The organism is Secundilactobacillus odoratitofui DSM 19909 = JCM 15043 (assembly GCF_001434895.1).
Taxonomy (GTDB): domain Bacteria; phylum Bacillota; class Bacilli; order Lactobacillales; family Lactobacillaceae; genus Secundilactobacillus; species Secundilactobacillus odoratitofui.
This window is the reverse complement of the sequence record NZ_AZEE01000001.1, coordinates 80499-106967: the sequence shown is the minus strand read 5'-3', so window position 1 is coordinate 106967 and position 26469 is coordinate 80499. Positions and strand designations below refer to the sequence as shown.

Genomic DNA, 26469 nt, shown 5'->3' with positions numbered 1-26469 from the left:
ACGCCGAGAGTAGTTGGGGGATCGCCCCCTGCAAGGGTAGGACGTTGCCACGCTATATTATTCCGGCATAGCTCAGTTGGTAGAGCACCTGACTGTTAATCAGGTTGTCGACGGTTCGAGCCCGCCTGCCGGAGTCAATAATAAGTAATGCCGGCTTAGCTCAGTTGGTAGAGCATCGGTATCGTAAACCGAGGGTCGGGGATTCGAATTCCTCAGCCGGCATCAATATAACGGTTTCAAAGACACTAACAGTTGTTAGTGTCTTTTTTTGATGAATTTTTAGGATCATGAGATACCCTTATAAAATTGGTATAGATATTAAAAGCACCATTATCATTGACTTAGATTAACGTATTACACTTGTGGTATAGTCTTCGAAGTGGTATGCTGAATTCATTAAAGCGCATATGCGTAATATCTGGGAGGCCAAAATTATGGCACGTGTATTAATCGTTTGTGGCAGTAGCATTTCTAGTCAATCATTGAAGGAATCAGCACAGCGCTCAACGGAAGCCTATCAAGCTGACATTATTTTTGAGTCGGCAAATTTTCAACAAGCACAACTCGCTGATCTTGAACAATATCAACTCATTTTGATTGCGCCTCAAGCTGACTATGACATCCAATCTTTAGCAACGACCAACGTTCCGGTCAAGCAAATGCCTGACGATATCTATGGCTGGATGAACGGTGAAAGTCTGGTTAAATTTACGATGACAGAATTAGATAAGAATAAGGTTGCCGGTTAAGTCCAAATTCAAACTGTCGAATAAATATTAATTATTGCTCTTGGACAATTTTCCCGAAAAATCAAACCTAGCATGTAATTACTAGCATGATTGGCATTGCGTTGCTCGAATGAACAGCGTATAATAGCCTATATGTTTCAATTAGAAAATCATGAGGAGCGGCATGGCCGCGCCAATGGTAATATCACTCTGGTAAATAAATGGCTTGCTTGAGTGAGAGATGTTTGGAGGTATTGTTTTTTGGATAACCAAGGGAATAAGGACTTGGATCGTTCATTCTTTGGTCAACCTAGAGGGTTGTCGACACTTTTCTTCACTGAAATGTGGGAACGGTTCAGTTACTATGGTATGAAAGCAATTCTGATTTACTATATGTACTTCTCAATTGCAAAAGGTGGCCTTGGCATGGACAAGGGGCTTGCTGCCTCTGTGATGTCCATTTATGGGTCGTTAGTTTACTTATCTTCAGTTCTAGGTGGCTTTTTAAGTGACCGAATCTGGGGACCAAGACGCACCGTCTTTTACGGTGGTGTGCTCATTATGTTTGGTCACATTTGCTTGGCATTACCATTTGGTAAAATTGCACTTTTTGTTTCAATTTGTTTGATTACCATTGGTACTGGTTTACTTAAACCTAACGTTTCTGAGATGGTCGGTGGCCTTTATAGTGAAACCGATGTCCGTCGTGATTCAGGGTTTACCATCTTTGTGTTTGGGATCAACCTAGGTTCATTAGTCGCACCGTTTGCTGTCAGTGGTATGTGGAGTGCCTTCAACTTCCACGCTGGTTTCTCACTAGCAGCTATCGGGATGTTCTTCGGCCTTATCTTCTACCTATATGGTGGTAAAAAGTACTTGAGCCAAGATTCAATGTTCCCAGATGATCCATTGGAACCGGGCGATGCGCGTAAGTTATCCTTCCGAGTTATCTTAGGAATCATCGCATTTGTATTGATTCTTTTGATCATGAAAGTGCTTAATGCACTCACATTAAGTTCGTTTATCACATTACTCAGTATCATTGCCGTGTTGACACCAGTTGCATACTTTGCAGTCATGTTAACCAGCAAAAAGGTTGATAAACAGGAACGCTCACGTGTTTGGGCATACGTGCCACTCTTCATTGCAGCCGCAATTTTCTGGGCAATTGAAGAACAAGGCTCAGTTGTGTTAGCGATGTTCGCTCAGGAACAGACTAATAATCATTTCTTAGGCATGAACATTAATCCTGCCAACTACCAATCATTAAACCCACTGTTTATTTTGATTTACACGCCAATCTTTGCAACGCTGTGGACTAAGTTGGGTAAAAAACAACCATCCTCACCATCTAAGTTTGCAATTGGGATGGTCTTCGCTGGGGTTTCATACCTGTTCATGGTTATTCCAGTTGCCATGTTTGGGCCACACGCTGCAGTTAGTCCACTCTGGCTAGTTGGTAGCTGGGCAATCGTTGAAATTGCCGAACTGTTGATTTCACCAATTGGCTTGTCTGTCACAACCAAACTTGCACCAAAGGCCTTCCAGTCTTCGATGATGAGTATGTGGTTCTTGGCTGATTCAGCCGGGCAGGCGGTTAACTCTCAAATCGTTAAGTTCTATACACCTGCAAACGAAGTCACTTACTTCACTGCTATTGGGATCGTTTCAATTGTGTTTGCTATTATCTTATTCTTGATGGTCAAACCAATTAAGCGACTGATGGCTGGTGTTCAATAAACGCATTTAATAAAAGTTGTGTTACGATATTATCGTGATACAACTTTTTTTGATTGGAGCAACTTATGGCAAAAATCGCAATGATTAGCGACCTACATTTAGATATTAACCGAGTCGATGAACAACGCGCGCTGGTTCAACAAAGCGAGTGGCTAATCGACAACCAGATCGATGTTTATCTCATTGCTGGGGATCTGTACAACCATTTTGATAAGTCATTAGCTTTTGTTGAACATTTGCAAGCCATGACACCTCATACACTTGTTCGATTTGTTGCTGGTAATCATGATATGGTCAACGATATTTCGTACACAGCACTAAATCAGGTTGAATCAGCCACTTATTTGCATCGCCGCACGCTTGATGTTGCAGGTACTAATTGGCGGATCATTGGTAATAATGGCTGGTACGACTATTCCTTTTCAGCAAGCACCCAAAAAACGGAGCGTGATTTTTTACACTGGAAACGCGCTTATTGGATTGATGGCGCAATTAAACAGCCGATGAGTGATCCTGAGCGACTCCAGCTTGAATTAGACATCGTCTCAAAGCAACTCGAGGCCGCACAAATAGCGCATAAACAAGTGTTGTTTGTTACTCATTTCGTACCCAACGCGGCTTACATTCGAACGACAAACGATAATCGATTCTGGAATATGGCTAACGCAATGTTAGGCAGTGCTAAAATGGGCACGTTACTTGATCAGTATCGAGTCTCACACGTGTTATTTGGCCATATGCATATTCACCCACAACCACGGCAACTTGGCCATACATGGTACTATAATCAATCAGTTGGTTACGGAACAAAACGGCGGCATGAATGGCTTGCTGACAATTTCGAAGAGGAATGGTTGAACCGAGTTCGGATATTGACACTCCTATAATGAATGAAACCAACATTTTATAGAGAAAACGTTAAAACTGGCTTGACTATTCTTACTGGAATTTGGTATTATAGTGAAGTTGATTTGTGATGGATCAATTTGGATGGGTAGCGAAGTCTGGCTAAACGCGGCGGACTGTAAATCCGCTCCTTCGGGTTCGGTGGTTCGAATCCACTCCCGTCCATATCTTATTGGGCTATAGCCAAGTGGTAAGGCAACGGGTTTTGATCCCGTGATGCGCTGGTTCGAACCCAGCTAGCCCAATTTCAATTCATTTAAGGGTTGACTAGATATCCAAAGTGTCGTATAGTTATTGATGTTGTTTTTAGTTCTTTTGGACGGGTAGCGAAGTCTGGCTAAACGCGGCGGACTGTAAATCCGCTCCTTCGGGTTCGGTGGTTCGAATCCACTCCCGTCCATATCTTATTGGGCTATAGCCAAGTGGTAAGGCAACGGGTTTTGATCCCGTGATGCGCTGGTTCGAACCCAGCTAGCCCAACTAAAAAAGACCAGTCACGGTGTGTGACTGGTCTTTTTTTTGCTATAATATGTTTATATTGATAACAATTATGAACTGGAGTTGATCCTTATGAAAATTGGCTTTATCGGTGTTGGCGGTATGGCACAGGCCATCATTAAGGGGCTGATTAGTCAAGCCCAAGTAAAACCGGCGGATATTTTAATCCACAGTGCGCATGCCTCAACGTATGAAAAAGTGGCCGCGGCAACTGGTGTTCAGGTAGCTACCAGTAATGCTGAAGTCGCTGCTAACAGCGATCAATTAGCTTTGGCTGTGACGCCAAACGCTGCAGTGCCAGTGTTAAAAGAAATTCGTGACCAGCTAGACCCAAAGCGGACGACACTCATTTCAATTGTGGCAGGTCTTAGCCTCGAACGACTCGAGGAATTAGCTGGTTATGATCTCCCAATTTTGCGAACGTTGCCAAACTTGAACGTCGCAATTGGCGCTGGGATGACGGCGGTTCATGCTAATGAGGCGTTAACTGGTGACCGACTTGATGCGGCTACTGGCTTGTTTAATCATATTGGTAGTACGGTGACGTTACCAGAAGACGATTTTGCGACGTTCTCCGCACTTGCTGGCTCAAGTCCAGCTTACGTTTACTTCTTTATCGACAGTTTAAGTCGTGCTGGCGTCAAATATGGTTTAACGAAGGCCCAGGCAACCAAAATTGCTGCTCAAGCTGTTATGGGCTCTGCTCAAATGGTGCTAGCTTCTGACGAAAATCCGTTTGGTTTAATCGACCAAGTCTCATCCCCTGGAGGCAGTACCGTTGCTGGCTTGCTGGCAATGGAAGAGGCCGGGTTTATGACATCAGTCGTTAAGGGAATCGATGCCACGATTGCTCGTAATAACGCTGAATAAGTCTAAAATAACTCAGCTTGCAACGTGGTCTATACCAGTATATAATAAACTCCGTAAACTTGATCGAATACAGCGAGCGAATTAGGAGGAAGAGTTTATGAGTATCGTGTTGAAACACGCGACAATCTATACTGGTGAAGAGATTATCACGGATGGTTTTATCCGCTTTAATAAAACAATTGAGGCAGTTGGTGCAATGGCTGATTACCGAGCTCAACCAAACGATGAAGTGACCTTTGTGAACGGCAAAGTGATCGTACCAGGCTTTATTGATGTCCACGCCCATGGTGGTTATGGATTTGACTCAATGGATGGTAACGCTGATCAAATTAATCAGATGGTTAATTTGATGGTTAAGGAAGGCATTACAACGGTCTTCCCAACTACCATGACGCAATCTAATGACAATATTAGTCACGCTATGACTGGCATTAAAGAAGCGGCGGCTGTTAACCCAGTGATCAAGGGCGTCCACTTGGAAGGGCCATTTATTGCAGCCATTTATAAAGGCGCTCAGCCAGAACAATTCATTAAGGATCCAGACGTTGACTTACTCGATCACTGGAATGCGTTATCAGGTGGCTTAGTTAAGCTCATTACTTATGCACCAGAAGACAAAGGCGCACAAGCGTTTGAAGACTACTGCTTAGCGCACAACATCGTGCCATCAGTTGGTCACAGCAACGCAACTCGCGCTCAAATGCTGGCCAGTCGTGCAACTCACGTCACGCATCTCTATAATGCACAACGTGAGTTTAAACACCGCGAACCCGGTGTTACCGGTCACGCAATGCTTGAAGATAACATGTACGCAGAATTGATCTGCGATGGTTTCCACATCGTACCAGATATGATTAAACTCGCTTATGAACAAAAGGGACCACACCGGATCGAACTAGTCACCGACTCAATGCGCGCCAAAGGAATGCCCGAAGGTGTGAGTGAGTTAGGTGGTCAAAAGGTCATCGTTAAGGATAAACAAGCCCGGCTTGAGAGTGGTAATTTAGCAGGCTCCGTTCTTCGTTACGATGATGCTTTTAGAAACATTATTTCGTTTACCGGCTGTGGCATTGAAGACGCGGTTCAAATGGCTTCAGTCAATCAAGCTGAAGAATTTGGTTTAACTCAAAAGGGCAAACTGCTTCCTGGCATGGATGCTGACTTGAATGTCTTTGACCGCGCGCTTAATTTGCAAACCACCTACAGCTATGGCCGGGCATTTAAGTCTGACGAAGCTGAATAGGTAGGTAAGAAAGGTCGTTAACGCTATGGGATCACCTGTATATATTCAAATTCATAATGAGATCAAAAAGGCAATTGAAGCTGGAAAGTGGTCGGTGGGCGACCGAATCCCATCGGAACGAGAACTGGCAGTTCAGTTTAATGTCAGTCGAATGACACTCCGGCAAGCCATTCAAACTTTGGTCGAAGAGGGGATTTTGGAACGCTTCGTTGGTTCGGGAACCTTTGTGGCCAACCAAAAAGTGCAAGAAAAAATGTCAGGGGTCACTGGGTTTACCGATCTAATGCTGGCACAGGGCAAGCAACCATCTAGTAAAACGGTGTCTTATCACGTGATGAGTCCTTCTTTAAGTGAAGCTGAAAAATTGCAGTTAAAAGACGGCGATGAAGTTTTGCGGATGGAACGGGTGCGTTACGGTGATGATATTCCCATCAGTTTCGAAGTGGCGACGATTCCTATTGAAATTGTGGATGGCCTTTCTAAACCGGAAGTGACCGATTCCTTGTATCGGACACTTGAGACTAAGAAAAATCTGATTCCTGGACACGCCAAACAAATGGTGTCGGCATCTTCAGCTTCAGAACGCATTGCTGAGTTTTTGGCTATCAAACGGGGAGATGCCATCTTAAGGTTGCGTCAAATCTCGTACTTACAAGATGGTCGGCCATTTGAATATGTCCGCACACAATACGTTGGCGAACGATTTGAATTTGTCTTAGAAAAATAATCGCAACATTGTTTGAAAATCAAAAAGATCCGTATGACGTCATTAACGTCACACGGATTTTTTTATAACGTGAAAGTGAATTTGTCGGATAATGGCGACTACTTTTGCCGAACAGATTTTTTGACCGTTCTGAGATATTTTGGCAAAACTAACATGCGCTTAAAACGGGTGGGCTCCGATAATAATCGGTAAAACCATTCTAGATGATGACGTTGGAAAAATTTCGGAGCGCGTTTGGTATGGCCACTCAAAACGTCAAAACTACCACCAACGCCCATCCATAGGCCGTTATTGACATGGCGATAATCCGAGATGAGTTGCTCTTGTTTAGGAAATCCAACTGCTAGAAAGACCATGTCTGGCCGCACTTTGCGAATTTCTTCAGCGATGGGGCCGAAGTCATCAAAGTAACCATCATGCGTTCCAGCAATTTGTAATTGTGGATAACGTTTGGCAACAACTTTGGCGACATCCACGATCACCTCTGGTTTAGCGCCGACAAAGTAAGCCGACTTGTGATTTTCGTTGGCCCAAGCTAATAAGTCAATCATGGTGTCGTAACCCGTGATTCGCTCGGGCAATGGTTGCTTTAAGATGGCAGCGCCCTTAATGATGCCGATGCCGTCTGGTGTGATGTAGTCAGCCGTCGCGAGAATTTTTTGGTAAGCTGGTTGTTCTCTGGCATACATGACAATTTCAGGGTTGGCCGTGACAACGAAGGTATTTTCGCGACGATTGATACGGGCCTCGACGGTATTTAAAAATGCTGCTTGAGTAGCGGAGATAAACGGAACGCCAAGCACGTTCACGTGAGTAAAGTTTTCGGACATATTAACCACCTGTTTTGAATTAAATTTGAATAGAACTGACTGTTTCGATGACGCACATGCCGTTTAATGATAAAATAATGACTATAACTAGGTTGCAGGCTCATTTGTAAGCGGTAGCCCAGACTAGTAAAAAGGAGTAAAAGACATGGCAAAGCTGTATCCAGATGATAGCACAACGTTGCATACGGATGCGTATGAATTAAGTATGATTCAAACTTATTTTGAGAAAGGTATCCAAAATAAGCAGGCCATTTTTGAAGTCTATTTCCGTGACATGCCCTTTAAGAACGGTTTTGCCGTTTTTGCAGGACTTGAGCACATCATTCATTATATCGAAGATCTTCACTTTTCTGAAACTGATATTGCGTATTTAAAAGAAACGGGTGATTACTCACCTGAATTTATTGACTATTTAAGTGGCTTTAAATTTCAAGGGACGATTCGTTCAGCCGTTGAAGGTGAGTTAATTTATAATAACGAGCCTATGATGCAGGTGGAAGGTCCCTTGGCAGACTGTCAATTAATTGAAACCGCGGTGCTTAATATCGTGAACTACCAGACGCTGATTGCCACCAAGGCGGCACGGATTCGTTCCGTTGCCGGTAATGATGGCATTATGGAGTTTGGAACTCGGCGTGCACAGGAATTTGATGCTGCCATTTGGGGCACTCGGGCCGCCTATATTGGCGGGTTTGATGCTACCTCAAACGTAAGAGCTGGCAAGCTATTTGGTATTCCAATTAGTGGTACACATGCTCATGCGCTGGTTCAAACATACGGCAATGATTATGATGCCTTCCGTGCGTATGCAGAAACCCACCGCGACTGTGTTTTCTTAGTTGATACGTACGACACAATTAAAAGTGGTGTGCCAAGTGCCATTCGGGTCGCCAAGGAGATGGGTGATAAGATCAACTTCTTGGGTGTCCGAATCGACTCTGGTGATATGGCCTACTTATCTAAGCGGGTGCGTGAACAGTTGGATGAGGCTGGTTTCACCGACGCTAAGATTTACGCTTCGAATGATTTAGATGAAAAGACCATTATGTCCTTAAAGATGCAACGTGCCAAAATTGACGTTTGGGGCATTGGTACCAAATTAATCACGGCCTTTGATCAACCAGCATTAGGTGCCGTGTATAAGATGGTTGCCATTGAAAAGAATGGCCAGATGCAAGATACCATTAAACTGTCAAACAACGCTGAAAAGGTCTCAACACCAGGCCGTAAACAAGTATGGCGAATCACCAAAAAGGGTGACGGTAAATCTGAAGGCGATTACGTGGCCCTTTGGGATGAGGATCCACGGGACACGGATGCACTTTATATGTTCCATCCAAGTTACACCTACATCAATAAAACGGTCACTGACTTTGATGCACGGCCAATTTTGCAGACGATTTTTGAACAGGGGCGTTTGGTCTACCAACAACCTGATTTGGAGGCCATTAAGGCCCGCTGTCAACAAATGCAAGAAAACTTATGGCCAGAATATAAACGGGATTTGAATCCTCAAAAGTACCCAGTTGATTTATCACAAAAGTGCTGGGATCACAAGATGACATTGATTAAAGAAATTCACGAATACGTCAAGACCATTAACTTTGATTAACGTAAGAAGGGCTAACATGCGAGAACAACAGCAACAAATTATTTCGGCTTTAAAAGTTCAACCAACGATTGACGCAGCAACTGAAGTTGATCGAAGCGTCACGTTTATGAAAGACTACCTAAAAAAAACGGGGCTTAAAGCACTGGTCTTAGGCATTTCTGGTGGTCAAGATTCCACGTTAGCCGGTAAGCTTTGTGAGATGGCAGTGACACAGTTACGCCAAGAAACTGGCGATAAAACTTACCAGTTTATTGCGGTCCGGTTACCATACGGTGTTCAGGCCGATGAATCTGACGCAATGGCTGCCATTGATTTTATGGCAGCGGACAAAGTTGACCGTGTCGATATCAAGCAGGCTACTGATGCGGCAGTGGCCGCGGTTGAAGCCAATGACGAAACCATAACTGACTTCAATAAAGGCAACATTAAGGCTCGTCAACGAATGATCGCGCAGTTTGCCATTGCCGGTGCCAACCAAGGTGCCGTAGTCGGAACGGATCACGCCGCAGAAGCGGTGACTGGCTTTTACACTAAGTTTGGTGACGGTGCTGCCGATATTACACCAATTTGGCGCTTGGATAAGCGACAAGGTAAGCAGTTGTTAGCCTACTTAAATGCACCAGCTCATCTTTATACGAAGGTACCAACGGCAGATCTTGAAGAGGACCGACCATCATTGCCAGACGAGGTTGCATTAGGTGTTTCCTACGATGACATTGATGACTACCTTGAAGGTAAGACAGTCTCTGAAAAAGCTGCCCAAACTATTGAAACTTGGTACCAAAAATCACAGCATAAGCGGCATTTACCCGTAACGGTGTTTGATACGTTTTGGAAGTAATGTTCTTGAAAGGACAATTTCGATAAGTGTAATTATGCGAAATGCCCGTGGTGCAACCATCGTGGTGAGACTGATGACGTGAATAACCAGGTTTCGTAACTTTCAGGAGGACAATTGATGACAGAAAAAGCATGGTATCAGCAAACAACCGATGAATTATTTGCGAACCTTGCGACACAGGAACAGGGACTGACAGAAGCCAGCGTGAAGCAGCGACGCGCCGAATACGGTGAAAACCGACTGACGGCAAAGCGACAATCAACCTTATTTGAAAAATTTGTCGCCCAGTTTAAGGATTTTATGATTATCGTGTTAATCGTAGCGGCGGTGGTTGCTGGTTTAACCGGTGAATTAGTTGATGCGCTGATTATTTTGGCAGTCGTCATTTTAAACGCCGTATTTGGTGTCTTTCAGGAATCAAAGGCTGAAAGCGCCATTAATGCGTTACGTGAGATGGCGGCGCCCATTGCTCAAGTTGAACGTAACGGTCAAGTTGTGACCGTTAAAAGCGACGAATTAGTGCCAGGTGATGTCGTTCACCTAGAGGCGGGCGACATTGTTCCTGCGGATATTCGGCTGGTGACTGCTAACGCTATGCGCGTTGAAGAAGCAGCCTTGACCGGTGAATCAGTGCCAGTCACCAAGCAAAGCGGGGCGCTTGACGATTCTAATTTGGCGATGGCTGATCGTCGGAATATGGTATACATGACTGCTAACGTCACAGCTGGTCGAGGAAGTGGTGTGGTTGTTGGCACCGGTATGAAGACCGAAGTTGGTCAGATTGCTGGAATGATCAATCAAGCAACGGATACCAAGACACCACTACAAGAGAATTTGGCTCAGCTCGGCAAATGGCTCACAGCCCTAATTTTAGCGATTGCTGTTTTAGTCTTCGTGATTGGGATGGTACGTGGCGAAGAATCACTCGTTAATATGTTGTTGACCGCCATTTCGTTGGCCGTTGCCGCAATACCAGAGGGCCTGCCAGCTATCGTCACGATTACATTGGCCTTAGGTACACAGCGGATGGCTAAAAGGCATGCGTTGATTCGCAAACTACCGGCAGTTGAAACACTGGGGAGTACGGATGTAATCGCCTCAGATAAGACGGGTACATTGACCCAAAACAAGATGACAGTCGAACAAATCTATGAGAACGGTCGATTAATGGATGCTAAGCAGTTGATGGTTGATATAACTGATCCGCTGGCGATGGCCATGATTTTAAATAACGATACTAAGTTTTCCGAAACTGGTTTGGTGGGCGATCCCACTGAAACGGCGTTGATTCAATATTATTTAGACCAAGATGCTGCAGTGTCTACGGCCATTAGTGTGAATAAGCGCGAAGCTGAAATTCCCTTTGATTCAGAGCGTAAACTTATGTCGACGTTTAATGAAACTGCCGATGATCAGCTTGTTCAGTACGTCAAAGGTGCGCCAGACCAATTACTCGAGCGAGTTGATCGTATTTTAATTGATGGTGAAGTTCGACCAATTGATGATACCGACCGAGAAGCAATTCTAAAGGTTAATCATCAGCTGGCTACTCAAGCCTTACGAGTTTTATCATTTGGTTACCGTGAATTGGCGACTGTTCCGGAGCAACTGGATAGTCAGTCAGCCGAACAGAATCTGATTTTTATTGGCTTGATTGCCATGATTGACCCAGAACGGCCTGAAGTGGCTCAAGCAGTTGCAGAGGCACATTCCGCTGGTATTCAACCAGTGATGATCACCGGTGATCATCGTGATACTGCCACCGCTATTGCTAAGCGTTTGGGTATCTTGAACGAGCAGTTGTCACTCGCAGATCAAGTGATTACTGGCGCTCAACTTGATGAACTGAGTGACACCGACTTCGAGCAGCAGGTCACTCAGTATACCGTTTATGCTCGAGTGGCACCCGAACACAAAGTTCGAATTGTGAACGCTTGGCAAAAACGTGGCAAAGTTGTTGCGATGACTGGCGATGGTGTTAACGATGCGCCAGCGCTGAAAGCAGCTGATATCGGTGTTGGAATGGGAATTACCGGGACTGAGGTTTCCAAAAGTGCCAGTGACATGGTGCTTGCCGATGATAACTTTTCGACCATTGTGATTGCGGTTGAAGAGGGGCGGAAGGTATTTGCCAACATTCAAAAAGCACTTCAATATTTGCTTTCCGCTAATATCGGTGAGGTCTTAACCTTGTTTGTAATGACCCTACTTGGTTGGCAGATCTTGGCACCCGTGCAAATTTTGTGGATTAATTTAGTGACGGATACTTTCCCAGCAATTGCACTGGGGCTTGAACCCGCTGAACCTAACATTATGAAACGCAAACCCCGTGGGCGACAGTCTAACTTCTTTTCTGGTGGTGTTTTTGGTAACGTTATTTATCAAGGACTATTAGAAGGGCTAATGACCCTTGGTGTCTACGGATTAGCAATCAAATTTCCAGTTCATACTAGTTCGCAACTCGCACATGCTGATGCCTTGACGATGGCATTTGCCACGTTAGGTTTGATTCAACTATTTCATGCGTTTAATTCAAAGACCATTCATGAGTCGATTTTTAAAGTCGGCTTTTTCAAAAATCATGCACTGAATTGGGCAATCTTAGCTGCGTTCTTGTTGCTGGCTATCACCATTGTGGTTCCTGGCTTCAACACAGTTTTTCACTTAACGACACTCAACCTTGTACAGTGGTTGGTTGTATTAGGCAGCGGCGTATTGATGATTCTAATTGTTGAAATTGTCAAAGCAGTTCAACGACAGTTTGAAAACTAAAACGGAGGCACATCTTATGAAACCAAAAACTATGGCAAGTTATTTACCGGCCTTAACCAAAATTATTGAAGCAACTGATCAAACTGGGACTAAAATGAACCCTGATTTTGAGAAGTTACGTCAAGCAATTGACAAGGGTCAAGTGAGTGAGTTAGGGACGGATACCTTAACTGAAATCAAGACGACCTTCCAGACGGGGACCGACACCTACACTGAAAACGTCAATCGATTGCAACAAGCCAGTGTACCAGTGCGAATTCTTGGTCGACATAAACAACTAGTAGGGGCTTACCGTAACTATGCTGAGGCATGCCAAGCAATGGTTGACGCCATTGATCCGGAAGGTCAGTCCGTGAATGTGGATGCATTTAATGATTCTGAACACGAACAAGAAAATATGATGGAAAAAATTACCGCGACAACCCAACGAATCATGGCAACCGTGATGTAATGCTAATGGTACCAGGTAGCATGCTACTTGGTATTGGTTTTGATATTCTGACAAACTAGCGCCCAATTTCTATTTTGGAAATTGGGCGCTAGTTTGTCATCGAATCCGGCGTAAGGTTCTGTCTGACGTAATTAAGTGCGTTGTCAAATGAACTGATTTGGCCGGGATGACGTAGGTGTGAATAGCAACTGATTTTAGTCATAAAGACCATAATTGATTAAGATTAAGGAAACCTCATAATCGTCACATGTTATAATAAAAGCATTACACTGAAGGATGATTAAAATGGACACTGAAACAATTAATTTGATTAAACAGGCGTTACCCGCATTCAAGTCGCATCAGGTCGATGCCACACTTGAGTTGCTCAATGACAATAATACAGTCCCTTTTATTGCCCGTTATCGAAAAGAAATGACTGGTAATCTTGATGAAGTTGAGATTCGCGAAATTCAAGACGAAGCGTCTCGAATTGTGAAATTACAACAACGTAAGGGCGAAGTAATCAACCAGATTACGGAGCAGGGAAAGTTAACACCGTCACTTGAAAAGCAAATCAACGCGGCCACGCAACTCCAACAAGTTGAAGACCTTTATTTACCATATAAGCAAAAACGCCGAACTAAGGCCACTATTGCTAAAGAAGCAGGCTTGTATCCGTTAGCACAATGGTTATTGCAATTTCGACCGGATGCTGTTGAACCTAAGGCTGCTCAATTTGTGAATGATCAGGTAGCGGATGCCCAACAAGCCATTGACGGTGCGCACGAGATTTTAGCCGAGGCCATTGGCGAACGGGCTAGTTTTCGAGAGTGGATCAGACGGTATACCCAACGCAATGGTCAGTTAGAGAGTCGTTTAAAGAAGACGGGCAAGGCAGCTGATGAACAGCAGGTATTTCAAATCTACTATGAGTTTGACTCACCAATTAAACAGCTTAGTCCATATCAAACTTTAGCACTGAACCGGGGCGAAAAAAGTGGTGTGTTGACTGTTAAAATTGCAGTTGAACCAACTGCGATTGAGCAGTATTTGAATTTTCAATTAATTGGTCGGCATACTGGCCCAGCTACCGAGATTGTTACCGCGGCTTATCAAGACGCGTATAAGCGATTCATTGCGCCGGCAATTGAACGCGAGTTACGACGACAATTGACTGAAGATGCGCAAACACACGCCATTCAGGTCTTTGGCAACAATCTTTACCACTTATTAATGCAAGCACCACTGAAAAACCACGTGGTGATGGGCTTTGATCCCGCTTATCGAACGGGTTGTAAGCTTGCAATTATGGACGGTAATGGTAAATTCTTAGCTAAGCAAGTCATTTATCCCCATAAGCCCGCTTCTGAGGCGAAACGGGCTGCCGCCATGCCACAGTTTATTAAGCTGTTGGAAACCTACCACGTCGACATGATTGCCATTGGCAACGGTACGGCAAGTCGAGAATCCGAACAGTTTGTGGCCACGGCTATTAAGCAAACCAATCGCAACGTTCGATATACCATCGTGAACGAGGCTGGGGCTTCCGTTTATTCTGCTAGCACGGTTGCCCGGACTGAATTTCCTGATTTTAACGTTGAGGAGCGTTCGGCTGTCAGCATTGGTCGACGACTTCAAGATCCGTTAGCAGAACTCATCAAGATCGACCCGAAGTCAGTGGGCGTTGGTCAATATCAACACGACGTCGCTGAACGTCAATTGGATGACCAGTTGGACCGAGTGGTTGAAACGGCGGTTAACCAAGTCGGGGTCGATTTGAATCGGGCCAGTATTCAATTATTGACACATATTTCGGGGTTGTCGACCCAAACGGCGACCAATATCGTGACCTACCGCGAAGAGCAGGGAACCTTTAATAGCCGGCCGGAACTAAAAAAAGTCCCACGACTTGGACCGAAAGCCTATGAACAGTCGGTGGGGTTCTTACGAATCATTGATGGCAAAAACGTGTTGGATAATACTGACATTCATCCAGAAAGCTATCCGGTGGCCAAACGCGTGTTACAAACTTTGGGCTTAAATGCTGACCAAGTGGGAACTGCGTCCGCGCAAGCAATGATTGATCAAGTAGATATCAACCAATTAAGTCAGCAGCTAGAAGTTGGCGTAGCCACGCTAAACGACATTTTAGAAAGCTTAAAACGGCCTGGTCGAGATTTGCGTGATGAAATGCCGGCACCACTCTTGCGTACGGACGTCTTAAAAATGAGTGACTTAAAACCCCAGATGAAGTTACAAGGGACCGTTCGTAACGTGGTGGATTTTGGTGTGTTTGTGGACATCGGGGTCAAACAAGATGGTCTCGTGCATATTTCGCACTTGGCTGATCACTTTGTTCGCAATCCAGCCACCGTGGCAGCTGTTGGCGACATCGTGACAGTGTGGGTACTAGAAGTCGATGAACAGCGGCAACGTATTCAATTGTCAATGGTGGCACCGGATGACTGATTCTGAACTACAACAATTGGTTGAACAAATTTCACTTCAGTCTTTCGGCAAACCTTTCCGGCATCAAGCGGTGTTTAATGCACGGCTTAAAACCACGGGGGGACGGTACCATTTGGCTGATCACCACATTGATATTAATCCGCGAATGTTAACGGATTTTGATAAAGCAACGTTGATTGGTGTCATCAAGCATGAATTGGTTCACTATCATCTGCACTTGGCTGGCTTATCTGGTCAACACCGGACGAAGGCCTTCAAACAACTCCTTCAAGCAGTTGGTGGGTCGCGCTACGCCCCAACCACGCCCCAACAACGTTCAAAAACGGCCCGTCAGCTGGTTTATCGCTGTGAGGCTTGTGGTCAACTGTATTATCGTAAACGACGTATCAACACCCAAAAATTCGTTTGTGGGCGTTGCCACGGTCGGTTGAAATTACAACAAATTATGACGAATTAACGAGGTGACACGCGTGACTGCGATAAAAATTGGATTAATTGGATTAGGGACCGTTGGAAGCGGTGTGATCCGAATTTTAAATGACACACAAAACATGATTAAACAACAGACCGGGCTCGCTTTTGAAGTTGTGGGTGCAGTCGTTGCTCATCCAAAGCGCCAACGTGAAGAGTACCTGCAACAGGTGCCACTAGTGGCAGATGCTAAAACGTTGATCGATGATCCTAGTGTTGACATTATTGTTGAAGTTATGGGATCAGTCGATGGGGCCAAGCCAATTATCGAGCGAGCACTCAGCGCACATAAGCACGTCGTTACAGCCAATAAGGATTTAATTGCGCAGTTCGGACAGCAACTGGCACAGCTAGCAATTGAAAATCACGTTACCCTTCGTTACGAAGCGAGTGTGGCTGGTGGCATTCCAATTCTTCAAACGCTACGAACCGTTTACACGGCAGACCCGATTTCACAAATTGCTGGTATTTTGAACGGGACGACTAACTTTATTTTGACACAAATGGACCAGCTGGGATTGAGTTACGATGAGGCGTTGGCCATGGCAAAACAACGTGGATTTGCTGAAAGTGATCCCACTAACGACGTCGATGGGTTCGATGCAGCCTACAAACTTGGTATTTTGACCAAGATGGCGTTTGGCTTTGACGTGACGCAAGACCAGATTGAGATTACGGGTATTCGCGAATTGGCTGTGGCGGATGTTCGTGCAGCCCGAGCTGCGGGATACGAACTAAAGCTCGTTGGCTTAGCACACCAAACTACAGCAGGACTTCAGTTAGCTGTTGCACCAATGGTTATTCACGAAGAATTACCGCTGGCAAAAATTCAAAATGAGAACAACGCCGTGTGGGTTCGCAGTCATAATATCGGAACGGCGCTCTACGTTGGACCGGGCGCTGGTCAGTTACCAACCGGTAATAGCGTGGTCACAGATTTGATTCAAGTGGGTAAAACCATAGTTGATCAAGTACCGGCAGAGCCATTTGCGCTGAAAACAACTGATGAAGTACCAGTTGTTTTAAAGGGTTATCATACCTTTTGGTTGTTATTGGCAACGCCTGATGTTGCGCACTTAGTTGCCAATATTAAACTGCTATTTGCGGGCGCCGAAGTTACTCAACCTGACCAAATTCGGGGACTTGATCCACATCAAACATTAAGTAGTGTCGAAGTTCAGTGCTCTGAAGCCACGACGATGTCGTCGTTTATGAGTCGGGCACAGCGGCTCGGTCAAATCATGGCCGGATATCCAGTATTGGAGGGTTAAAAATGGGAAAAATAATTGTTCGAGTACCAGCAACAAGTGCTAACCTGGGACCAGGCTTTGATTCAATTGGCGTGGCGTTTCACCTATACTTAACGGTCATTGTTGAAGAAGCAACTAATCAGTGGCGAGTCAATCACGCATTGGGGTCTGACGTGCCAAACGATGAGCGCAATTTAATTGTTCAAGCGGCTCTGAAAGTGAATCCCAAACTATCACCGCACCAATTGACAGTTATGTCTGATATTCCAGTGGCTCGCGGCCTAGGCAGTTCCTCAACGGCCATCGTTGCCGGTGTGAAGATTGCCAATGCGTTAGGTGAAATGAACTTATCCTTGGCACAACAAGTCACCTTGGCTACCAAAATGGAAGGCCATCCTGACAACGTTGCACCGGCGATTTTAGGTGACGTTGTGGTTGCTGATTTCGACGGTGAAACAGCGACAACCGTCAAACTCAGTTTACCTGATGACCTAAAAGCGCTGGCCTTTATTAAAAAACAGCCGCTTTTAACTTCAGAAAGTCGTGGTGTTTTGGCCGATACTTTACCACGTCAACAGGCGATTTTAGGGAGCAGTGTGGCCAATTTACTAGTTGCAGCGTTAGCAACCGGTGACTGGGCAACGGCTTCCCAAATGATGGAACGCGATCAATTTCATGAAAATGCGCGGACTAAACTTGTGCCAGAATTACCGGTTATTCGTGAAGCTGCCCATCAATTAGGCATCTTTGGGACCTACCTTAGTGGCGCTGGTCCAACGATTGCTACCTTTGGCACTGAAGCGCAACTCATTGTTTTACGGCAGAAATTAACGGATATGAACCTGTTAGGCAGCCTTCGAATTTTTGATATTGACCGAGTTGGCGCTACTGTAAATGCCGAGTAATTATAATATTTTGCAAATAACTATTGAAAACAAGTCATAATTCTGGTATATTATTTCTTGTTGATGCGGCCATGGCGGAACTGGCAGACGCGCAAGATTAAGGATCTTGTCGGGGTTTTCCCGGTGGAGGTTCGAGTCCTCTTGGCCGCATAACTAGACTCGGAACGATTTGACTGAGAAGTTAAATGTTCCGAGTCTTTTTGTTTAAAGTTTACGGGAGGTCAACACATTGAAAACCTTTATATTTGATATTGATGGGACGTTATTGGATACGGAAGCCATGTACATGAAAGCCTTGGATCGGGTTTTACGCCAACACGGGTTAGCTTATCCTTACGAAACGTTATCCCAAACGTTTGGCATCACGAGTTTAGACGCACTGAAACAATTAAAAGTGCCAGCTAATATGCTTGACCAAGTCTTAACCGAATGGTCTCAGGCAATTCCTGATTTTCAGTCTACGGTTAAGGTTTATGATGGAATTCAAAACATGTTAAAGCGGTTGAATGCTGCACCAGGAACGCAAGTGGCAATCATGACGTCTAAGCAGCAGTATGAATTTAAACGGGATGTGACACCGCTTGGATTAGATCAATACTTCAGTGAATTTGTCTTTTTTGAGGATTATGAACACGGTAAACCGGCACCAGATCCGATTTTGGTGGCCCTTAAACGCCTTCACGCAGACCCAGCGCAATCGGTCTACATCGGGGATACACAGTATGATTTACAGGCGGCTCACGCAGCGGGGATCAAGTTTGGCTTGGTCGCGTGGGGTGCTAAAAATCAACAAGGGGTTAGTGAGGCGGACTATGTCTTTGCCTTTCCGGATGAAATCGTTGATTTGGTGTAGCTGATTGGTTTAGCGGTGTGCTATCATATTAGGTGTTGAACGCGGTTTCAAAGATACTTTTCGAATTGAATATGGATAACGAGGAGGCAACGTCGTGATTGCCATTATCATTGCAAGTCATGGTGATTTTGCGACTGGGTTATTACAGTCGGCAACTATGATTTTTGGAAAACAAACCGAGATTAAAACGGTCACGTTTCAACCTAACGAAGGACCGGATGATTTAAAAACGAAGTATCAGCTGGCACTGGACAGTTTTGAGCCAGATGCACCTGTTTTATTTTTAGTTGACCTATGGGGTGGTTCACCATTTAACGTTGCAAGTCAACTGGCTGCACCGCATTTAGATCGGATGGCGGTGTTAACCGGTGTTAATCTACCCATCTTGATTGATGCCTTCACAATTAGAGACCAACCCTTAGCCAAGGTGGTGAGTCACTTGGAAACAAGCGGCCAGCGCGGAATTAGACACCTTGAGTTAACATCTGATGATGAGGAGGACGATTTATTATGACGATGGATATTCGTTTAGCCCGAATTGACAGTCGCTTGTTGCACGGTCAGGTTGCAACGGTTTGGACCAAGGCCGTCACACCCAATCGTATTTTGGTCGTTTCAGATAACGTTGCGCAAGATAATCTGCGTAAAACGCTGATTACACAGGCCGCACCACCTGGTGTTAAGGCAAACGTGATTACGATTGATAAGATGCTTAAAATCTACACGGATCCTCGCTTTGACGTGTTTAAGGCGCTTCTTTTGACAGAATCCGCCCAAGATATGGTTCGATTGGTTAAGGGTGGTATTGATTTTAGTCAAATTGGTATCAATGTCGGAAGTCTCGCTTTTGAAGACGGCATGACTACGCTGACGGATGCCATCGCCGTAGATAACGCAGGGGCTGCAGCTTTAAAATACTTGGTGAATGACGCAAAATTAAACGTCTCAATCCAAAAGGTACCTGGTGATAAAACCCAGCCAATCTTACCATTACTTGAAAAACATGGGTTATAAAAATTCGAAGTGAGGGACAATGATGAGTGTGACCGTCATAATAGCAATTCTAGTGGTTGCCTTCCTCGCAGGCATGGATGGTATCCTAGATGAATGGGAATTTCAACAACCGCTTGTGGCGTGTACCTTAATTGGTTGGCTGCTTGGTGATGTGACAACGGGTGTCTTGTTTGGTGGCAGTCTACAAATGATCACGATTGGTTGGATGAATATTGGCGCAGCAGTCGCTCCCGATACTGCACTTGCTGCAGTTGGTGCGGCAATCTGGGTTTGTGGCCCTGCTCATCTGACCGTTGCAGAGGGGTTAGCAATCGCAATACCACTGGCTTTGATTGGGCAGGGGTTAACCGTGATTGTTCGGCGCTTGGTCGTTAAACTTGTGCATTATGCAGAACGTAGTGTGCGACAAGGTAATCTGAATGTCATTACGCGAGTGCATCTGCTGAGTCTGACGCTGCAAGGTTTACGGGTTGTTATACCAACCGCACTCATTCTCTTAGTGCCAACAACGTTAATGCAGACTTTCAAGGCCGGATTGCCACATAACGTGGTGATGGGCTTGGCAGTTGCTGGCGGGTTATTAGCGGTCGTTGGGTACGCAATCGTGGTGAACATGATGGCAACCAAGTGGCTTTGGCCATTTTTCATCCTTGGCGTTGTCTTGGCTGCTATTACAGCGCTGAATATGATTGCACTTGGTTTGATCGGGTTAGCGCTGGCGATTATTTATGTGCAACTTCAGTCGCAAACCAGGCCGCCTAGTGGACCTGATGACGAGATGGATGAGCTCGATCGAGAATTGGAGGATCTGTGATGACATCAGCAAATAATCAGATGCCTAAAACGTTGACTCGACCAGATCTCTTTCGGCTTTTTTGGCGCTCAAGTTTTGAACAGGGTTCTTGGAATTACGAACGGATGCAAAATCTTGGCTTTGTTTACGTGATGATGCCAGCCATCAAACGGCTTTATGATACACCTGAGGATCAGCGAGCTGCAGTTTTGAGACACCTTGGCTTTTTTAACACAATGCCATATATGCAATCCACGATTACTGGTGTGGTGGCCAATATGGAGGTTCAACGCGCTAATGGCAGTCAATTAGATGATCAGGCAATCAACAACGTTAAAGTTGGGATGATGGGCCCGTTGGCGGGCGTTGGTGATCCAATCTGGTGGGGCACTTTTCGACCAGTTTTGGCCGCATTTGCTGCAGGTTTGGCCCAGGGTAAAGCAAGTTTAATTGGGCCACTTTTATTTTTCTTCGGTTGGAATATTGCGCGACTGACCTTTCGCTGGCAAAGTCAAAAAGTCGGTTATAGTCTCGGGGTGACCATCACCACGAAGACCGGTAATTTATTGCCGAAGCTCACGCAGGGGGCTTCTATTTTGGGTATGTTTGTGATGGGCGCTGTTATCCCACGCTGGACAAGTATTGAGATGCCGACTGTGATTGCGCGAGTTCACGCTCATGACCAGCTTGAACAGCTCACCTTGCAAAATGTGTGTGACCGGATTTTACCTGGGCTCGTGCCCGTATTGTTGACATTAATCTGTTTGTGGTTGATTCGAAAACGAGTTAACCCAATTTGGTTAATGCTCGGTATTTTAGTGTTGAGTATTTTCGGTTATTCGATTGGTCTGTTGGGCGTTAAATAAGGAAAATAACGATGGGTAATGATATTAATGAATTAGCGGTGACTGCTCGATTGCAGCAGACGAACTATCATCAGGTATCGGTCCAGTTGAGCATGGGTAACCGCGGTATTTTGCTTGAATGGCCGTTGCGTCAACAAACGGCGTGGATTGCTTATGAAGAGATTCAGCACGTCTGGGTGCAAGTTATTTGGGGACGTTTTTACCGTGAGTTGCTGATTGAAACGACTACCGAAGAGTATCATCTGCAATCTAGGCGGATTCGCCCGATTCTTCACGTGTTGAACCGGCATTTGCCACGGGGGACGGTTAGACATCAATAATTTTAAAAATCACGCCTGATTCACGGGTGTTAGAAATTGAAATGCAACAATGAATGGATAATGTCACATCAAATAAAGCGCTCATAACCTCCTGGAGCTTCAGGAAGTTATGAGCGCTTTATTTGATGTAAGTTAAGAATTAATAACCGGTTGCTGAACTGCTGGAAGTGGTATAAGCACTGTCATCGCCAGTACCAGTAGAGTTGGCAGTTAACTTAGTAGAATCACTTAACCCCAGCGTACTGCGAATGTTGTTGGACACTTTTTGAAGTTCAGAAAGTGGCGCAACTTGGTACGAAACACCATCGATCATAGCGTCTTCGCCTTGTAAGGTTTGGGACTTAATGTGGTGAGTTGCATCACCGTACTTGGTCCGAATTGCAATCATATCATTAAATGTCATATCAGTTTTCATATTGCCGTTGAGTGAGGTCAAAATCTGCTTGTAACGGGTGAGTGAAGAAATACCGACACCTTTAACAACCAACTTCTGGAGCACTTGTCGTTGCCGTTTTTGACGGCCGTAGTCACCCAGTGGATCGTCGTAACGCATCCGTGAGTAATCCAAAGCTTGTTTGCCGTTCAAGTGAGTTTTTTGACCTTTGACCACGTTAGCGTTACCGTACTTGAAGGTCATGGTTGGCACAAGATCTACACCGCCAACAGCGTCGACCATCTTCTCAAGGCCACCCATATTTACGATTGCATAGAAGTCGATGGGAATATCCAGTAGGTTTTCAACGGTCGTGACTGCACTTGATGCCCCACCAATTGTGTAGGCAGCGTTGATCTTTTCGTAAGGTTGAGAGTCACCTTTGACCTGAACCCGCGTATCACGTGGGATACTTGTGAGGTAGGCAGTTTCCTTTTTAGGATTAATGGTTGCCACAATTAGCGTGTCGGTCCGGCCAACATCCGAACGACCGAGGGCACCGGTATCAGTACCAAGTAGTAAGATTGAAAATGGCTTACCATTTTTGATCACGTCATCGACGTTCCGTAATTTGTTAGTCTGACCCGCTTCAAAGGTCTTGCTAAAGGTGTTCTTGGCATCATTATACGCATGATAACCGTACGCCACGCCCCCGGTGACTAAGATCAAAACGACAATGAGTAAGCTCCAGAGAAGGCCACGATGTCGTTTTCGGGGCTTGAAGTGTTGCCGGTCGCTGCGTCGAGTTGGTTGCTCGTTTGGATTTGAATTAAAATTATTCGATGCCATAAAATATCCTCGCCTTTGTAAAATCTCTTTGCATTATAGGTTAAATTCAGTTCAAAAAGTTGTCATTAGTTGAAGCTTAAACCGATTTTAATAAAAATTAAGGGTTCTCGTTTAGTTGTCTAACTGCACTATTACATCACAAAATTGGGCGGGCGTAAACAGAATAATCTGAAGTATGCTATTTTTTTAGCTTCATTTAAGTTATCTTTGCATCCTTTTGACCATAAATTTAATCGTTGCTGGGTCAACGTTAGTAACGTGTGGTATAATGAAAATTAATTTTTGATGTGAGGGGAGGGGTTTTAAAATGTTGCTATTATTCGCTCGGAGTGTTGCGGGCGTGGTTGAAATTTTAATTATGATTGCTTTGGGCTACCTATTAACCAACTTGGGCTGGTTTAACGAATCAGCAAGCAAGTTGATTGCCCGACTCGTGACTCAGGTCGCGTTACCGGCTTACATGGCATATACCATAACCAGTAAATTTTCGTTCAACAAATTAATTGGGACGTTACCGGATCTAAGGTTTCCCGTCGTTTCAATGCTGATTTTGTTCATTGTTTCAATCGTAGTTGCGAAAGTTTTACATATAAAGGAAAGTCATCGTGGACTTTTCGAGTCAATGTTTTTTAATTCCAATACGGTTTTTGTCGGCTTACCCGTTAACGTTGCGTTATTCGGTGCCGCTAAGAGCCTGCCATACGTTTTGGTTTACTATATGGCCAATACCACCATCTTTTGGACGCTTGGCGTGTACTTAATTCAGCGCGATGGACAGGGTGATTACAAGTTTAGTTTAGGTCAGACCTTGAAGAAGGTCTTTTCACCACCATTGCTTGGTTTTATGGTGGGTGTGGTTTTGGTGTTGCTCAAAATCAAATTACCACAATTCATCATGGCTGATTTGAATTATATTGGTGGGTTAACGGTCCCACTCTCGATGATTTTTATTGGGATTGCGATTGCCAATGTTGACCTCCATGATTTGACCCTTAACCGAGCAAGCCTGGGCATTTTAAGTGGTCGGTTCATTCTTGCGCCGGCATTGATGGCGCTCCTAGTATTACCAACTAGCATGCCAATCATGATGAAACAGGTGTTCATCATTCAATCTGCGATGCCCGTTATGACCAATGCCCCGGTAGTTTCTAAACTGTATGGTGCTGATTCAAGTTTTGCAGCTGTCATGGTTACCGAAACGACGTTACTCAGTTTACTTGTCATTCCAATACTCATGATGTTGTTAAACGGTGTTGTTTAACTATGGGATTCCCGCTTCAACCAGTGGGAGTCCTTTTCTTGGCTTAACAATGGGTGCTATACTGTTATCGTAATAGGCATAATAGAGAGGAAGTTTCAGACGGTTTGCGAAAAACTATTTTGTACATTGTGTTTTCAACTTTAATGTTTAGTTCGATGGAAATTGCGTTGAAATCTGCGGGTCAGGCTTTTAATCCCATTCAATTAAATTTGATTCGTTTTTTCATTGGTGGGCTCGTCCTGTTGCCGATTGCATTGAGAACGAATGCTAAGCAAAAGCAGCATATTCATCTCAGGGACTGGGCACTTTTTGCACTGACGGGATTTATTTGTGTGATCGTCAGTATGACGCTGTATCAGTTGGCCATTGTGTATGATGAAGCCTCAACAGTTGCCGTTTTGTTTAGTTGCAATCCGGTGTTTGCACTGTTATTTTCATACTTAATTTTGCACGAACGGCTGGGTCGAGCCAACTTGATTGCTGTGATTATTTCAATTCTAGGTTTATTGGTCATTGTTAATCCGAGTCACTTGACTCATCCACTTGGGTTAGTGCTAGCGATTACCTCAGCGCTGACTTTTGGGCTATACAGTATCGTGTCTCGTTATGGTTCGGTTAGTCATCATTTTAGTGGGATCGTGATGACCGCTTACACGTTTTTAGCGGGTTCTGCTGAATTATTAGTGTTAGTTTTAGTCACCCATATTCCAGTGGTCGCCAATGCCATGGGCCAAGTGAGTTTCTTGGCGGCATTTAAACAGATTCCAGTTTTACAAAATGTATCAATGACTTACTTTTGGCTCTTGTTCTTCATCGGGGTTATGGTTACCGGGGGCGGCTTTGCCTTTTATTTCTTGGCAATGGAACGTTCTGATGTCTCAACGGCCTCACTGGTGTTCTTTATTAAACCAGGCTTAGCGCCGATCCTTGCAGCTGTGATTCTGAGCGAAAAAATTACCACGGCCACCATTGTGGGAATCGTCATCATCTTGATTGGTTCTGTCATCACCTTCATGGGTAACCGTGTCAAAGCTCGTGAATCTGTCTTTTTGAATCGTGATGACGTCAATGATGAAGTCGCTGATGCCAAATCGGCAGCAGTTGCGCGACAAGTTTATGTCAAAACGGGTAAAACAACGATCCAACATTAGATTAAGGAGATTTGAACAGTGGTTGAATTAGTCATTTTGCGTCATGGTGAGAGTCAAGCCAATCGTGATGGTATTTTTACTGGTTGGAGTGATGTGTCATTGACCGAAAAGGGGATTGCCCAAGCGCACGAAGCTGGTCGGCTGATTGCTTCAACTGGTCTGCAATTTGAACACTGTCACACGTCAATGTTGAAGCGTGCAATTGCGACGGCTCATATTGTGCTTGATGAGATTAATCAGTTATATATTCCGGAAACGAAATCATGGCGGTTAAACGAGCGGCACTATGGTGCGTTACGTGGCAAGAAAAAAGCTGCGGTCAAAGCCGAAGTGGGTGAGCAGCAGTTTAAGCGCTGGCGTCGAAGTTACAAGGTCGTGCCACCACTGCTAACGGTGCCTGATTATGATGCAAGGTACGCAGCACTGGGCGTCACCGAACCCGTTGGCGAAAGTCTTCAGATGGCGTATGACCGGTTAATGCCGTATTGGCAAGACCAGATTGCGCCACGCCTGTTATCGGGGCATAACCAACTGGTGGTTGCGCATGGCAGTACCTTACGCGCATTAATTAAATATATTGAGCGAATTGATGATGTTGCAATCGACCAGCTTGAAGTACCCAATGGCGAACCAATCGTCTATCAGTTTGATACCAAATTGCACGTGGTTGATAAACAAGTTTTAAATCAATAAG

General features: G+C 44.8%; 25 protein-coding genes and 7 tRNA genes. 30 read left to right on the top strand and 2 right to left on the bottom strand.

Annotated features, from left to right (window positions below; translation table 11 throughout):
- The first annotated feature begins 61 nt into the window (after positions 1 to 61).
- The 12 genes from FD04_RS00560 to FD04_RS00505 all read left to right on the top strand — a co-directional run bounded on the left by FD04_RS00560 (position 62) and on the right by FD04_RS00505 (position 6712).
- Positions 62 to 134 (top strand) — tRNA-Asn (locus FD04_RS00560).
- A 15-nt stretch (positions 135 to 149) separates the two neighbouring features.
- Positions 150 to 222: transfer RNA gene (locus FD04_RS00555), tRNA-Thr, on the top strand.
- A 212-nt stretch (positions 223 to 434) separates the two neighbouring features.
- Positions 435 to 749, top strand: a complete 315-nt coding sequence (locus FD04_RS00550; RefSeq protein WP_054701927.1) for a PTS sugar transporter subunit IIB — start codon at positions 435 to 437, stop codon at positions 747 to 749.
- 240 nt (positions 750 to 989) lie between these two features.
- Positions 990 to 2468 carry a peptide MFS transporter gene (locus FD04_RS00545; RefSeq protein WP_056946269.1) on the top strand — a complete coding sequence of 493 codons (1479 nt, stop codon included), beginning with the start codon at positions 990 to 992 and terminating at the stop codon, positions 2466 to 2468.
- A gap of 65 nt (positions 2469 to 2533) precedes the next feature.
- Complete coding sequence (locus FD04_RS00540) at positions 2534 to 3355, top strand: metallophosphoesterase (RefSeq protein ID WP_056946268.1); 822 nt, start codon at positions 2534 to 2536, stop codon at positions 3353 to 3355.
- Positions 3356 to 3456: 101 nt separating this feature from the next.
- Positions 3457 to 3539, top strand: a tRNA-Tyr gene (locus tag FD04_RS00535).
- A gap of 8 nt (positions 3540 to 3547) precedes the next feature.
- Positions 3548 to 3619, top strand: a tRNA-Gln gene (locus tag FD04_RS00530).
- 72 nt (positions 3620 to 3691) lie between these two features.
- Positions 3692 to 3774, top strand: a tRNA-Tyr gene (locus tag FD04_RS00525).
- An 8-nt stretch (positions 3775 to 3782) separates the two neighbouring features.
- Positions 3783 to 3854 (top strand) — tRNA-Gln (locus tag FD04_RS00520).
- 90 nt (positions 3855 to 3944) lie between these two features.
- Positions 3945 to 4742 (top strand): pyrroline-5-carboxylate reductase, encoded by a 798-nt coding sequence (gene proC / locus FD04_RS00515; protein WP_056946266.1) that lies wholly within the window; start codon positions 3945 to 3947, stop codon positions 4740 to 4742.
- A gap of 97 nt (positions 4743 to 4839) precedes the next feature.
- Complete coding sequence (nagA, locus tag FD04_RS00510) at positions 4840 to 5985, top strand: N-acetylglucosamine-6-phosphate deacetylase (protein ID WP_056946264.1); 1146 nt, start codon at positions 4840 to 4842, stop codon at positions 5983 to 5985.
- 25 nt (positions 5986 to 6010) lie between these two features.
- Positions 6011 to 6712 carry a GntR family transcriptional regulator gene (locus FD04_RS00505; protein WP_056946262.1) on the top strand — a complete coding sequence of 234 codons (702 nt, stop codon included), beginning with the start codon at positions 6011 to 6013 and terminating at the stop codon, positions 6710 to 6712.
- 98 nt (positions 6713 to 6810) lie between these two features.
- On the opposite strand, the gene FD04_RS00500 is transcribed toward FD04_RS00505, so the two are convergent.
- Positions 6811 to 7542 carry a WecB/TagA/CpsF family glycosyltransferase gene (locus FD04_RS00500; RefSeq protein ID WP_056946260.1) on the bottom strand — a complete coding sequence of 244 codons (732 nt, stop codon included), beginning with the start codon at positions 7540 to 7542 and terminating at the stop codon, positions 6811 to 6813.
- A 145-nt stretch (positions 7543 to 7687) separates the two neighbouring features.
- Here FD04_RS00500 and FD04_RS00495 point away from each other — a divergent pair, with 145 nt between their 5' ends.
- The 15 genes from FD04_RS00495 (at position 7688) to FD04_RS00425 (ending at position 22141) form a co-directional block, all read left to right on the top strand.
- Positions 7688 to 9154: a nicotinate phosphoribosyltransferase gene (locus tag FD04_RS00495; RefSeq protein WP_056946258.1), complete on the top strand. Its 1467-nt coding sequence runs from the start codon at positions 7688 to 7690 to the stop codon at positions 9152 to 9154.
- 16 nt (positions 9155 to 9170) lie between these two features.
- Positions 9171 to 9995 carry an ammonia-dependent NAD(+) synthetase gene (nadE, locus tag FD04_RS00490; protein WP_056946256.1) on the top strand — a complete coding sequence of 275 codons (825 nt, stop codon included), beginning with the start codon at positions 9171 to 9173 and terminating at the stop codon, positions 9993 to 9995.
- 117 nt (positions 9996 to 10112) lie between these two features.
- The gene (locus FD04_RS00485; protein ID WP_056946255.1) at positions 10113 to 12767 is read left to right on the top strand and encodes a cation-translocating P-type ATPase; all 2655 of its coding nucleotides are present in this window, start codon (positions 10113 to 10115) and stop codon (positions 12765 to 12767) included.
- Positions 12768 to 12783: 16 nt separating this feature from the next.
- Positions 12784 to 13218 (top strand): hypothetical protein, encoded by a 435-nt coding sequence (locus FD04_RS00480; RefSeq protein WP_056946251.1) that lies wholly within the window; start codon positions 12784 to 12786, stop codon positions 13216 to 13218.
- A gap of 285 nt (positions 13219 to 13503) precedes the next feature.
- Positions 13504 to 15669, top strand: a complete 2166-nt coding sequence (locus tag FD04_RS00475; RefSeq protein ID WP_056946249.1) for a Tex family protein — start codon at positions 13504 to 13506, stop codon at positions 15667 to 15669.
- Positions 15662 to 16126 carry a SprT family protein gene (locus FD04_RS00470; RefSeq protein WP_054701936.1) on the top strand — a complete coding sequence of 155 codons (465 nt, stop codon included), beginning with the start codon at positions 15662 to 15664 and terminating at the stop codon, positions 16124 to 16126. The genes FD04_RS00475 and FD04_RS00470 overlap by 8 nt, the downstream gene beginning before the upstream one ends.
- Before the next feature lie 13 nt (positions 16127 to 16139).
- A complete protein-coding gene (locus FD04_RS00465; protein ID WP_054701939.1) occupies positions 16140 to 17411 on the top strand; it encodes a homoserine dehydrogenase in 1272 nt (423 codons plus the stop codon).
- A 2-nt stretch (positions 17412 to 17413) separates the two neighbouring features.
- Positions 17414 to 18295: a homoserine kinase gene (thrB, locus tag FD04_RS00460; RefSeq protein ID WP_056946247.1), complete on the top strand. Its 882-nt coding sequence runs from the start codon at positions 17414 to 17416 to the stop codon at positions 18293 to 18295.
- Positions 18296 to 18360: 65 nt separating this feature from the next.
- A tRNA-Leu gene (locus FD04_RS00455) sits at positions 18361 to 18445 on the top strand.
- 79 nt (positions 18446 to 18524) lie between these two features.
- A complete protein-coding gene (locus FD04_RS00450; protein WP_082603068.1) occupies positions 18525 to 19148 on the top strand; it encodes an HAD family hydrolase in 624 nt (207 codons plus the stop codon).
- 94 nt (positions 19149 to 19242) lie between these two features.
- Entirely contained in the window at positions 19243 to 19662 is a 420-nt protein-coding gene (locus FD04_RS00445) for a PTS sugar transporter subunit IIA (RefSeq protein ID WP_054701947.1), read from the top strand.
- Positions 19659 to 20162, top strand: a complete 504-nt coding sequence (locus FD04_RS00440) for a PTS sugar transporter subunit IIB (protein WP_054701949.1) — start codon at positions 19659 to 19661, stop codon at positions 20160 to 20162. The genes FD04_RS00445 and FD04_RS00440 overlap by 4 nt, the downstream gene beginning before the upstream one ends.
- 22 nt (positions 20163 to 20184) lie before the next feature.
- Entirely contained in the window at positions 20185 to 20976 is a 792-nt protein-coding gene (locus tag FD04_RS00435) for a PTS mannose/fructose/sorbose transporter subunit IIC (protein WP_235805618.1), read from the top strand.
- Complete coding sequence (locus FD04_RS00430; RefSeq protein ID WP_056946245.1) at positions 20976 to 21821, top strand: PTS system mannose/fructose/sorbose family transporter subunit IID; 846 nt, start codon at positions 20976 to 20978, stop codon at positions 21819 to 21821. The genes FD04_RS00435 and FD04_RS00430 overlap by 1 nt, the downstream gene beginning before the upstream one ends.
- An 11-nt stretch (positions 21822 to 21832) precedes the next feature.
- A complete protein-coding gene (locus FD04_RS00425; RefSeq protein WP_056946244.1) occupies positions 21833 to 22141 on the top strand; it encodes a hypothetical protein in 309 nt (102 codons plus the stop codon).
- A 139-nt stretch (positions 22142 to 22280) separates the two neighbouring features.
- Here FD04_RS00425 and FD04_RS00420 read toward each other — a convergent pair whose 3' ends face one another.
- A complete protein-coding gene (locus tag FD04_RS00420; protein WP_056946243.1) occupies positions 22281 to 23363 on the bottom strand; it encodes an LCP family glycopolymer transferase in 1083 nt (360 codons plus the stop codon).
- A 307-nt stretch (positions 23364 to 23670) separates the two neighbouring features.
- On the opposite strand from FD04_RS00420, the gene FD04_RS00415 reads away from it, so the two are divergent.
- The 3 genes from FD04_RS00415 to FD04_RS00405 all read left to right on the top strand — a co-directional run bounded on the left by FD04_RS00415 (position 23671) and on the right by FD04_RS00405 (position 26468).
- The gene (locus FD04_RS00415) at positions 23671 to 24624 is read left to right on the top strand and encodes an AEC family transporter (RefSeq protein WP_156660366.1); all 954 of its coding nucleotides are present in this window, start codon (positions 23671 to 23673) and stop codon (positions 24622 to 24624) included.
- 104 nt (positions 24625 to 24728) lie between these two features.
- Entirely contained in the window at positions 24729 to 25775 is a 1047-nt protein-coding gene (locus tag FD04_RS00410; RefSeq protein WP_056946242.1) for a DMT family transporter, read from the top strand.
- 18 nt (positions 25776 to 25793) lie between these two features.
- A complete protein-coding gene (locus FD04_RS00405; RefSeq protein ID WP_056946240.1) occupies positions 25794 to 26468 on the top strand; it encodes a 2,3-bisphosphoglycerate-dependent phosphoglycerate mutase in 675 nt (224 codons plus the stop codon).
- The last annotated feature ends 1 nt before the right edge of the window (position 26469 follow it).